The organism is Mesobacillus maritimus (genome assembly GCF_044803185.1).
GTDB classification, from domain to species: domain Bacteria; phylum Bacillota; class Bacilli; order Bacillales; family Cytobacillaceae; genus Mesobacillus_B; species Mesobacillus_B maritimus_B.
On sequence record NZ_CP085225.1, the window covers coordinates 1178727 to 1191399 of the forward strand.

General features: G+C 29.9%; 8 protein-coding genes. 5 read left to right on the forward strand and 3 right to left on the reverse strand.

All coding sequences use genetic code 11. From position 1 onward, the window contains the following. The first annotated feature begins 135 nt into the window (after positions 1-135). From LG336_RS05790 to LG336_RS05810, 5 genes are all read left to right on the forward strand, one after another. On the forward strand, positions 136-1041 hold the full coding sequence (locus tag LG336_RS05790; protein WP_404331614.1) for a DUF1837 domain-containing protein: 906 nt from the start codon (positions 136-138) through the stop codon (positions 1039-1041). Then, positions 1031-3616, forward strand: a complete 2586-nt coding sequence (locus tag LG336_RS05795) for a DEAD/DEAH box helicase (RefSeq protein WP_404331615.1) — start codon at positions 1031-1033, stop codon at positions 3614-3616. Before LG336_RS05790 ends, LG336_RS05795 begins: the two co-directional genes overlap by 11 nt. A 233-nt stretch (positions 3617-3849) precedes the next feature. After that, positions 3850-4902 carry a nucleoid-associated protein gene (locus LG336_RS05800; RefSeq protein WP_404331616.1) on the forward strand — a complete coding sequence of 351 codons (1053 nt, stop codon included), beginning with the start codon at positions 3850-3852 and terminating at the stop codon, positions 4900-4902. Positions 4903-4916: 14 nt separating this feature from the next. Next, on the forward strand, positions 4917-6470 hold the full coding sequence (locus LG336_RS05805; RefSeq protein WP_404331617.1) for a hypothetical protein: 1554 nt from the start codon (positions 4917-4919) through the stop codon (positions 6468-6470). 250 nt (positions 6471-6720) lie between these two features. Then, positions 6721-9852, forward strand: coding sequence for an Eco57I restriction-modification methylase domain-containing protein (locus LG336_RS05810; RefSeq protein WP_404331618.1), 3132 nt, complete (start codon positions 6721-6723; stop codon positions 9850-9852). Positions 9853-10749: 897 nt separating this feature from the next. On the opposite strand, the gene LG336_RS05815 is transcribed toward LG336_RS05810, so the two are convergent. The 3 genes from LG336_RS05815 to LG336_RS05825 form a co-directional block, all read right to left on the reverse strand. After that, on the reverse strand, positions 10750-11028 hold the full coding sequence (locus LG336_RS05815; protein ID WP_404331620.1) for a tyrosine-type recombinase/integrase: 279 nt from the start codon (positions 11026-11028) through the stop codon (positions 10750-10752). Positions 11029-11271: 243 nt separating this feature from the next. After that, the gene (locus LG336_RS05820; RefSeq protein ID WP_404331621.1) at positions 11272-11460 is read right to left on the reverse strand and encodes a hypothetical protein; all 189 of its coding nucleotides are present in this window, start codon (positions 11458-11460) and stop codon (positions 11272-11274) included. Continuing rightward, on the reverse strand, positions 11436-11699 hold the full coding sequence (locus LG336_RS05825) for an Arm DNA-binding domain-containing protein (RefSeq protein ID WP_404333105.1): 264 nt from the start codon (positions 11697-11699) through the stop codon (positions 11436-11438). The genes LG336_RS05820 and LG336_RS05825 overlap by 25 nt, the downstream gene beginning before the upstream one ends. Between the last annotated feature and the right edge of the window lie 974 nt (positions 11700-12673).

A 12673-nucleotide genomic window follows, 5' to 3' on the forward strand; every position in this document is an offset into this window, starting at 1 on the left:
TAACATATATAAAGGAATTATTACTTTTGGTTCACAAATTATGGAATTAAATGTTAGAATTACTTAAATAGGATAAGAGACCTAATCACACAATTGTCACGAATATAAAAGTGGTAATTGAGGGGGAAATAGTGAATGCTTGAAACAAAGATCAGTACAGACTTTCTAAATCTATTTTACCATGAAATTAAAGACTTCGAAGTACCCGGATGTAGTTCAAAAATAAACCTTTTTACATTAAGAATTGAAAACAACCAATTTACATATCATCAACTTGTAAAAAACTTAACCCATTGTATTGTTCCCTTTTGCTTATCAAATAAGGAATTAGAAGAGTTTAAGAATAATTATGGTATTTTTGTAATTGCTGTTGAAAAACTTAGGGATTATGAATCAAATGATGGAGAGTTAGGTGAAATTTTATTATTTTGTTTACTAGAGTCCCATTTAAGAGCTCCAAAAATAATGACTAAAATGGAATTGAAAACGTCTACAAATGATTATGTTAAAGGTTCAGATGGAGTACATTTACTAAAAATAGATGAACAAAATTATCAATTAATTTTTGGCGAGTCAAAATTAAATGGAGATTATCAAAAGGGATTATATCAAGCATTTAAGTCGATAAATGATTTTATTACTCGAAAAAATAATAATATTAATCATGAAATAGGTTTGATAAATACCCATCTTCAAAGAGAAAGCGTTAGTGAAGAAATGTATAAATTCCTTAAGAGGATTATTATTCCTAGTGCAGCTGATGAGGAATTAAATAAAGATAACGCATTTGGTATTTTTGTTGGATTTGACTTAAAACTAGATCCTACTATGGTTAAATTGCCAAATTCAGATTTTAGAAGAAAAGTAAGACAGCAGATTAAAGAGACTGTAGAAAAAGAAATAAACTACATTGAGAAAAAGATAAATGATTATAATTTATTTGGATATACATTCTATGTCTACACTATACCATTTATTAACTTAGATGAAACTAGAAAAAGAGTGATTAAAAATTTAAAGGTGGCAAACAATGATTTTTGATCGATTAGCTGAAGACATTTTTCAGGATGAGTATTTTAAAAGTTTATATAACAAATTATCCAAAAGCAAAGCAAATGAAATTTTCATAAACAAGAACCAAAGTACAATTACGGAAAAGGAACTGGTTCATCTTTTACGATTTTCGGATATCTTGTCAAACTCAAATAAATCAGAAGCAAGGAATTTAGCATATAAAATTGTGGACCTATTAAGTTCTTCCTATAATGATAATAACCCTATCTATAAGACATATTCCACGGCTGTACTATCCAAATTAGGTAATTTTCCTGCTTTAGATTATTTGAAATTTGGAGTTGAATTACCATTCGAAAGAAGTTTAGAAAAGGGTTTAAAAGAAATGAGGCAGAGAGTTAAAGGAGCTGAAAACAAATACTTTACTGATTCGCAATATGATCTTTTTTCAAAATTAAAGGGTTCTAATTTTTATAGTTTTGCTGGTCCTACATCCATGGGTAAATCTTTTATTATGAAGGCGTTTATACATGAAATGATCGAGACAAATAAAACCGGCAATTTTGTGATAGTTGTCCCTACTAGAGCATTAATTAATCAGTTTTCTATGGATATAAAACAAGATTTAGCTGAAATCCTAAATAGTAAGAATTATAAAGTTTTAACAAATTCAACCTTATCTGAAATTACAACATCTAATGATGGTGATAATAAATACATATTTATTCTTACCCCTGAAAGATTACTAAGATATATATCGGAAAAGGATAATCCAGAAGTTCATTACCTCCTAGTGGACGAGGCACACAAGCTTACTGCTGAGGATGATTACCGTAGCATCACCTTATATCTCTCCATTGAAAGGACATTAAAGAAGTTTAGGTCAGTAAAGGTTTATTTTGCTTCTCCAAACGTCTCAAATCCAGAGATATTTTTAGAATTGTTTAACATAAAGGAGGGGCACTCTTTTCGAACCAAAGAAGCTCCAGTAGGACAAAATTTATTTTTTATTGATTTGGTAAACAAAAAGGTGAAGCAATTTAATGAATACGAAGAGTATGTTTTCTTTCCTGAACTATTCAAAAATGTGTCTTCCGGGCTAGAAGTTATTTATAAATTAGCAGGAAACCATTCGAATATCATTTATTGTAATTCAATTGCAGATACCGTAGAGAATGCTAGGAGCTTTAAAGATTATTTTAGTAACAATAAAATAGGATTTACATCTGAAGATAAGAAAGAACTTAGCAAAGCAATTAGAAATATTAAAGAACTTATTCATGATGATTATTACTTAATCGATTGTTTGAAAAACGGAATTGGATACCATTTTGGGAGTTTGCCTCAGATTGTTAGAGATAATATAGAGAAATTATTTAAGCAAGGTGTAATTAAGCATCTATTTTGTACATCTACTTTGCTCGAAGGGGTTAATTTACCTGCAAAAAACGTGTTTATTCTAAAAAATAAAAAAGGGCTAAAGAACATATCAAAAATTGACTTTTGGAACTTGGCAGGACGAGCAGGAAGATTGAATTTTGAGTTATCAGGTAATATCTTTTGTATCCGTGATAATATAAAAGATTGGAAGAAAATTGATGTATTAAACAATAAAGAGGATATAAAACTTAAAACAAGTGTTAATGTTAAAATAGAAAAAAAACTAAAAGACATTGAACAAGCACTTCAAAACAAAGAAATAAAAAAGGGATCACATGATGAAAAAGAGTTATTGAAATTCATTGCAAACATTATATGCATTGACACCCTTGAACTAAAAAATGGTTATAAAAGCCCAATCATTGATAAACTTATAAATGAAAATAAATATGAAATTATAAACCATGCCCAACAAATTATAAATAATAATAAAATACCAGGAGAAGTTCTGAAGACAAATCAATTCATAAACATTCAGCAACAGAATAAGGTATATGAATATTTGATTAATAATAAAAATCAACCAGATATAATAAAATTCCCGAATACAGTGAATTTTGAAAGTAGCTTGAGAATATTGGAGCTTTTTTATACTCTATATAACTGGTCAGAATCTGAAAAAAGGTTAAAGCATTTCAAATCGATGAGATATTTTGCCCAATTGATGAATAACTGGATTAACGGCTTTAGTTTAAATTGGTTAATTAGTCAAACGTTAAATTTCAAACATACTAATAAGTTAGATATTATGTATTATTATAAAGGAAAGAAAATAATTGAGACTTTTAATAAGGGAAATCAACTTCATGTGAATTATGAAATTAATTCATTAATTGATGATGTAGAGCATGTACTACGGTTTACTTTTGAAAAATACTTTAATAATTATTACTCTTTACTTGCTGAGGTGGTAGGAGAAAATGAAGCTGGAGTTAACTGGTCTAATTTCTTAGAATTTGGTACACAAGATTCTATAGTAATTGCTTTACAGAATATTGGCTTATCTAGGCACACATCAAATTTTTTATTAAGGGATTATAAAAATTGTTTAATCATAGAAAACGGTAAATTAATAGATATTGATAAAAAAAGATTACTTTTCAATCTTGATTCTGATTCTATTGAATATGATGAAATTAATTCAATAATACCTTACTTATAACGTTTAGTGAAAAATAACATAATGTTAACGAAAAAATTACATTTATGGAATGATGAAGAAGAAACGGTCGCAGATTATTGGGATATGGTCTGTAATTAAGGGTATTTAAATAATTTCAATATAAATCATGATTAACAAGGTGTGAAAAACACCTTGTTTTTTCAAATTTTTTACATTATTAAAATATTAATATGTTACAATTGTAATAAATTAATAAAAAGGAGATATTCAAGTTGGTTGGTATAACAATCAAAAAGATGATTGCACATTATATGGATTTAAACCAAGATAAACCAACATTGGTTGATCGAATTATAGACATAGAAAAAGAAGATTCAAAAATTATTAGTTTTTTTTCCGAACATATAGAAAAAGCACTTACAACAAAACAAATAAAAATATGCATATTTCAAACAGATAAAGCGGCAGTATATATGGATTGTTTGGACATTTCCAAAAAACTTGAAGACGATGATTGCTTTATAGGGGCAACTGCAGATATGACAGCACGATTGTTTGATTATATGAAATCTTCTACAAGTAAAAGTTCGGGTACTATGATTTATATGATTTATGAAAATGATAGTAATGGGCGTATCTACCTAGGGATTTTAAAAATGGATCCAAATGAGGGGATAGAATTTGACCCATTGAAATATTCTTTTAAAGTGAGATATCGTATGCTTCCAACTGTAAAGGAGAAATTACATAAAACTGCTTTTGTCAAGCTTGGGGAAAATGTGTTTAGTGAAGAATCACATTTATATGTTTTAGATAAGCAGCAAAGCGGTGATGGAGTTTCTAAATTTTTCATGTACAACTTTTTAGAAGCAGAAGAGGTACTGAATGACAAAAAAATGACTAAAATAATTGACGAAACACTTATGGACTATGCCGTGGAAAATAAAATAGCTGAAGGCATTAAGCCTTTGGATTTTAAACAGGAAGTAGATAAATTATTATCAAGTGGGAAAGAATTTGATTTTGATAATGATGTTGACAACTTTTTGAAGTCTTATGTGCCTGGAGAAGAAGATCGTGATAAATTGATTGAAGATTTAAAACAATCAATTAGAAGTAAAAACGAAGATTCCTACTTTCAATTTACTGTTGTGAAAGAATCTACGATGGCATATGTCAATAACGCCGAAAGGAGCATTCGAATTCAATTTCCTCTGTCACTTAAAGACAAAAATGTCTTTATTGAAACTTTTACAGATGATGATGGTAAAAAAGTAACCAAAATTCTTATTAAGGGAGAAGAAATGCATGAGTCGTATAAATAAAAGCGTGAGTATCGGTGAATAATTTATTTCAACGTTTCGCATCCCTTCTTGTCGATTTAAGAGGAGTTTTTACACAAACATCATGGGAAGAGCATTTTGATACATTATTTGTTACCTACGAAGGAAAAGGGATAGACTTTAAGCCTTTTTTTGAAACTAATGAAAACCAGTTGATGCTTAAGGGAACAGATATAAGTTTTAAATTTGTCATTGACGGATCTTCGCCATTTTATGACGGAGATTTCATTAAGACCAGTCGTTATATACAAAACGAACAAACTATATTATTAACGGTATCAGTAAATAAAAAAATAGGTTTTTCATTAAATGATAATCAAATTTTGTTTTTTGAAATGGAATCTTTTTTATCCTTTTTTAAGTGGCAAAACGAAAAATTCCTTTCAATTCTTCAATCAGTAAACTATGAAAAATTTATACATATTTATCTTCCAGTTGACAAGATGTTTAAAAACCATTTTGTAAAGATTATCCCTATAAATGATCTAGGTAAATACCATGTTGAGCCATTGGGAGAAAAACAAATTCAAGAAATTAGGATTATAAGGGAAAGTAGAGAAGAGTTGACAAGAGTTGAACACTGGTTTCCTTTTCCACATGCCTTTTCGTTAGATACAAATCATGAAAACTTAAACAGACAATTACAACAGAACTTATTTTTTGTTAGTTTGATACACATTGCAAATAAGTTTAAAGATAACATATTTACCATTAGAGGACAAAAAAACTTAGAACTAGCTCATGACGAAACGTTTATTCCAAAGAACGCTTCCATTCTCTATTCTATTTTTAAGTTTTCATTCGGAGCAGAGCAAACACAAGATAAATTAGAAATTACAAGAAATATTATCACTATTTATTTGCATCAAGAAACAATAAAACAATTGGATGAACAATTGGATAAAATGAAACAAACCATTGAAAGACATTTTTCAATGTACGTTCAAGACAAAATAAAAAAATTTTTCGATGATACTAAAGATGCAATTGATTTAGCTCATAAATATGCCTTAGAAGCAAGAGAAGCTGCAGATAAGATTGCAACAAATATAAGCACTTCTATATTGGCACTTATTACTGCAGTTTTTTCTGGAATCGTTGTTATGGCTAGAGGGAACTTTTTATTTTTAGTTGTTGCGCTAGGACTGCATATTTTATATTTTCTTTTGTCCTATTCTTTTAATCGTCACTTCGCTTTAAAAAAGCAAACAGATATTAATTATATTTATGATTTAACTAATGAGAACTTTACTAATATAGCGCTTGATGAAAAAGAACAGATTAAAGAAAAATATGTAACACCTGCAATTAATTCAATAAGGTCAAATTTAAAAAAATATTTTTGGTTAACCTTCGGAATGATTGTATTTATGATAGTCTTAATTTTGGGAACTTACTTAACTCAGGACCTGTTTACAAACCAAAATGAACAGCTCGATAAGAATATTCCAGTTGAACAAAATCAGACAAATAAAAATAAAAGTTTAAATGGAAATAATAATGAACTGCAAGAGAATGTTTCAAAAGGTAAAAGCTCTAACACTAATTGAGTTCTTCTCTTCAAAAATATACACCTTCTTTTTAAGGGTTTTTCATACATATTTTTTGATTACAAAATACATTTAAAAAATCGTCTAGGACGATTTTTTTTATTCTATATTTCCATTAATAAATAGAAATTCTGGTTAATCAGCTATTATAGTTCAAAAAATGGTACAATTTATCTATACAACCTTTAATTATAATTTTTCCATTGAATTTTATTGCACATCTAATATATTTATCGAAGGGTGAAAGGTATTGGAAAGAAATCAATCGTTATTATTTGATCCAAGGGTAATTAAATCTGAACTGGATAATTACCAAATAGAAAATTTAGATACAAAAATTAACATAGTTAAAAACTGGTACCGAAATCGTGAATTAATTAATCGTCTTTCAGAAAAAGAGCTTCAAACTCAATTTCTAAGTGAAATATTTGGTAATGTACTAGGATATTCAACTGTAACAGCAGGAAATGAAAAGTGGACAATGGAAATTGAAAAGTCTACTGACTTGGATGCAACAACACCAGATGCTGTCATGGGATCCTATGAAAAAAATGAACGGATTACACTTGGGATAGTTGAACTTAAAGGTCCAAAAATAAGATTAGATTATAATCAAAAAAGGGGTAATAAAAATTATGGAACCCCTGTAGATCAAGGATTCTTATATGCAACAAAATATGAAGGGTGTAAATGGATTATTATTTCAAATATTAATGAAATTCGCTTATATCAATATGGTAGATCACAAGTTGAATATGAACGTTTTATTTTAAGTGAATTGTCTGAAGATGAACAAGAATTCAAGCGATTCCACTACATACTAAATAAAGATAATCTTTTATCAATTAATAATAAATCCAAAATAGAAAAATTAGGAGAAAACAGGTACAAAGAACAGAAAAAAATCACATTAGAATTCTATAAATTATACAGTGACACTCGAAAGGTACTTTGGAAACGATTGATTGAAAACAATTCCAGTCATGAACCAAAACTACTATTGGAAAAATCACAAAAAATATTAGATCGTATTATTTTCATTCGCTTTTGCGAAGATTTACGTTTACTTCCTCCAGATATCTTAAAATCGTATATTGAGGAAGGTCAATCCGCAGAAAGAGTTAATATTTGGACCTATTTACAAACATTATTCCGTAATATTGATAGAGGGAACTCCGAGTTCAATATAAACAAGTTTAATGGTGAATTATTTAAGCACGATCCTGACCTGGACTATTTAAACGTTCCTAATGATGTTTTTGAACAATTAAAAAATTTTTTCTCTTATAATTTTACAACTGATTTAGACGTGAATATTCTTGGTCATATTTTTGAGCAATCTATTTCAGAAATTGAACAATTAAAAGAAGAGGAAAATAACACTGGAATAAGGAAAAAAGAAGGCATATTTTATACTCCAGATTATATAACGGATTATATTGTAAGGCATTCCATAGGCACTTGGTTGGAAAAGAAAAAGCAAGACTTAGGTTTTAGTGAACTACCGGTTTGGACTGAAGCAAAAAGCAAAAACTGGCGAACTATCCATCTTCAAACTCATATTGATTTTTGGATGAATTATAAACATGTGTTGGAAGGAATTAAAGTTCTAGACCCTGCATGTGGGAGTGGTGCCTTTTTAAATAAAGCTTTTGATTATTTATATAAAGAAAATATTGATGTAAATAAGACTATAAGACAATACGAGTTAATAATAAGAGATGAACCGTTAGAGGAGGTTGTTGAACAAGCAGAGCTTTTGGATATTGACAAAACAATATTAAAAAACAACATTTTCGGGGTTGATTTAAATAAGGAATCTGTTGAGATTACCAAATTGTCATTGTGGATAAAAACTGCAAACAGTCACGATACTCTTACTTCACTGGATAAAAATATCCTTGTTGGAAATTCGGTTATAGAGGAAAAGTCTCTTGGGGGGGATGTAGCATTTAACTGGAACGAACAGTTTAAAGCCATTATGGATAATGGAGGATTTGATATTATTATTGGTAACCCCCCATATGTCCCTATGGAATATATTAAAGAAGATCAACGTTCCTATTTCCAAAAAAAATACAAGAATTATTTAACAAGCAAATGGGAGTTATCAACTGTCTTTATGGTAAGGTGCTCAGAGTTAATTAATAAAGATGGATTAGTTTCCTTAATTGTTCCCGTAACATGGCAAACAGGACCAAATTATATAAACTTCCGAAATATTTTATTTCAAAAGGACCTTTCATTAGAAAGATTAGTGAATTTACCATTTAATATATTTCCTGATGCATACGTAGATACCTGTATTTTCGTTGCAAGTAAAAATAAAGATACTAAGACCTATTTAGGGTATAAATTTAATAAAAGGGAAAAGTTGGACAGAATAAAATTGCTTGATGTAAAAATGGATTCAGTTTCGGTTGAACACTTCAAAAAGCATCATATAAAAAAAATATTTGCATCGAATGAAGCATATAATTTGTATTTTAAGATAGAAAAACAATTAAAGGATGAAATAAATTTCCAAAAATTAGGTAATATTACTTTCTCTACTCAAGGTCCTGTTGCAAGTAAATTTAAATATTATGATATAAAAGAGCACGATTTCTGTTTTCCTTTCTTAAAAGACGGACAAGTTTATCGATACTCAGATGTAATGAATGAAATAAATTTTATCGATTTGGAAGATAGTCAAAATTTAATTAAATATTATATTGGTAATCCCAAAATATTTATCCGGAGAATTGTTAATCGGCAAGATCGTTTAATGGCTATGATTGTTGAAAGGGATTTGGTGACAAAAAAGGATATAAATCCTTTTGTTGTAGATGATGCAAGATTTTTGCCAATATATGTTTTAACACTAATCAATAGTAAGTTGCTGTCATATATTTATATAAATTTTTCAAGTATCGCAACAAAAGATGATTATAGACAAACTACTCTTAAAGAAGTACGAGATTTGCCAATTAGATTGATTAAAAAAGAAGAGCAGCTTTTGATTGCAAATAAAGCGAAAGAACTTATTTCTAAATCAAAACAATTTGAAAATGATAAAAACAAGGCATTATTACTTCTTAAAAATGAATTTAAACTTAAAAAAATATCAACAAAAATTCAAGAATTCTATGAACACACATTTGAAACGATGGTTGATGAATTAAAAAGTTACAAAATTCATTTGAATTTAAATCAAAAAAGTGAATTGTATGATTATTATATAAAGGAAAAATTGAAATTATCTGAATTAAAAAATGTTATTTTACATTTAGATAAAGAGATAGACCAAGAAATATATAACTTATATGATTTAAAAGATGAAGAAGCACAAGTAATTGAAGAGTATTATGAACAATATAATAACCCTTCTTCTTTATTCTAAAAGGTTTTAAAATTAGACAATTAAGTCAATAAAAAGTTTGGTGCTAGCACCATGTTATACGGTTAATCTTAGTGTACATAGTAACTATAAATATAAAAAAACAAACTTATAAGGGTTACTTTATGTAGGGATTTCAATCATGATTTGTTACAAATTAACATATTCGATTGTTTCAGAAATCAGTTACTTGAAATACCTTGATCATCTATAATACAAATAATCACAGTCTAATTTATTAGAATTCCCAAAGTAAAATTGGTGTAACTATGAAGTTGGAATTACGAACATTTCTTTTATACTGAAATTTAAAATAAAATTTTAGTTAAATAAATTATGTAGATGGAGAGCTCTATTCAAAGATCTCTTCTTTTTTTCAATAATTATTAGATACAAAACCCGTAATTTCTGCTCTTTGGTGTATCAATATGGAAAAGATATTAGGAATTAAAGAATGCCTTTTATATTATTAAGGAACAAAATTCATTAACTTCCGATCTACATAGGAATTCGATTTTAGAAATTAAGTTGGAACTTTGGATTGGATAGACAAATGTCTTGTCCTACTGTAAAATAACAATTAACCGTTCAACATGGAAACATGTAGACCGTGAGGGGACGGTGCGTTTTTTTAAGGATAATAATAATTGAATTGGGGTTAGTCCCATATATAGCAAGGATTCGCACATTTTCGGAATTTTCTAACATGGCTAGACGGTCTTCAAAACCGCTTGTGACCTGCGTGCCAGGTCAGGTGGGTTCGATTCCCACGCGGTCCCGCCAACTTAATTATATCAAGGGTTTTCACGAATCCACTACATACATTGACCGAGTCGAACTCGGTCTTTTTTTATTTCCGTGGTGCCCAAATGGTGCCATTTTCCTGTGGTGCCTTAAAATTTACTTCAGCAAATGGTTCAAGGAGTCTACCGCTATTCCTTCAATCGAATCCGTTAGGTGAGAATACGTATCCATTGTCACTTGGATTTTGGAATGACCTAGTCGAGCGCTGGCGATTTTTGGGTGGACGTTCTCTTTTAGTAATATAGTAACTTGGGAATGTCGCAAATCATAGAAACGGATGTCTGATAATCTAGCAGCTTTCAATGCAGGCTTAAGCCCTTGTGATTTCTGATGGAGCCATAATGTTTCCTTTTGTATTACAAAAAACAAGATCATGTGGGTTGAAGTCTACGTTTTTTCAGTTCAATCCAATTAATTCGCTTTTCCTCATTCCTGTATGAGCAGCCGTAAAGATAATCGGAAAATAAATCGGTGTCCTCTCTTTAGCTGTCGCAAGAAGCCAAGTTCAGTTGTTCGACGTTAAGAGTATTCATCTCCTTTTGGACTGGTTTAGGAGGTTTAGCCCCTTTCGCAGGATTCTTGCTTATGAACTCCCAATCATTGGCATCATTAAAAGCCTTAGAGAGCAAGCGATGATTTGGGCGGATAATACTGACAGCTTCTCTTTATAATAGTTCGAAGCTGAATGCTTCTTAAATTATTGAGCAAGATGTTCCCAAGTAGTGGTTGAAGATGATTCCTGATAATTTTTTCATACTCGATAAAGGTTTTAGACTTGGTGTTTATGCGTAGTTTTCCAACCAACAATCTAAGTACTCACTCAGAGGCATTTTATTTTCCCGAAGATGACTTCCAGCCTCAAGTTCAAGCATCAGCTTCGCCATCGCTGTTTTTGCCTCGCTCAATTTCTTAAATCCGCGCCTCTTTATCCTTACACGTTTCCCATTTGCATCTTTTCCTGACTCTAAAACATAATAGTAGGTTCCTCTCTTTTCACGGTGTCCTTGGTGATTACAATGTTCGTATATGGAATCTATAAAGCTGATAGTTCAATTTTACGGTCCTTAAAGCAAAGATTTATTCGGTTACCTTCAAACCAACTTAGGAAGGACTTTTTCGGAACGAGGATCCGTTAGTCAAGTAATAAAAGGTTTAGGACAACAAAAACAATAATTATGCCAAACAAGGGTAAGGTTACTAATTTATAATAATAAAAAAGTTTGAAATTAATGAAAAAAGGTGAACATCATCATCTGACAATTATCTATATTCAGCACACCGGACACATTTCAAAAAAAGCAGATTGTATTTAAGGTCTTTAAAAGATTCTTTTTACAATTTCGCTTTTACTTTATAAGACCGTTCAGTTTATCGCAATAGCTGCATTTTCAAAGGTTTTTAGATGCAAAATTGGTGCAATGCTTGGTGCCCCAACTTTTAAAATTACAAATCACAAGAAAGCATTAGGATGCAAGAAACCTTGATATATCAGTACTTTAGGATACATAAAGGTACTAGAAAAACAGATGGTAGCAAACTTCAAAAACGCTTGAGACCTGCGTGCCAGGTCTGGTGGGTTAGATTCCCACGCAGTCTGCCAACTAAACCCAGTGATATCAAGGGGTTTGTCTGTTTTGAGCTCTTTTATTCGGGCTATTTGACGCTTACGAAAAACTGTCATCTCTAAAAATATTAAACAAAAAGAGTAAAATTTTATATATAGTTGTCTGAGATTTCTGACTATAATAAATTTTAAAACTAGTCCTTCACCATCTTGTTCTATTTCCTTAACATGCTAGAAAGTATAAAACTTCTTTGCTTTCTTTCGCTTGTCATAGGTAACTGTGCGTCATTTTCAAAAGGCGAGACGACGTTTATCCTAGTATTTTCAAAAAATGTATTATTAAAAGAGGTATTGGGATCAGATGCTTTATCTCTTTTTAATAATAAAGATTTCGTAGTAGCGGGGGGAGGGATGTTGCAGTAACTATATGATTCTTATTTAAGATATAGTTTCTGC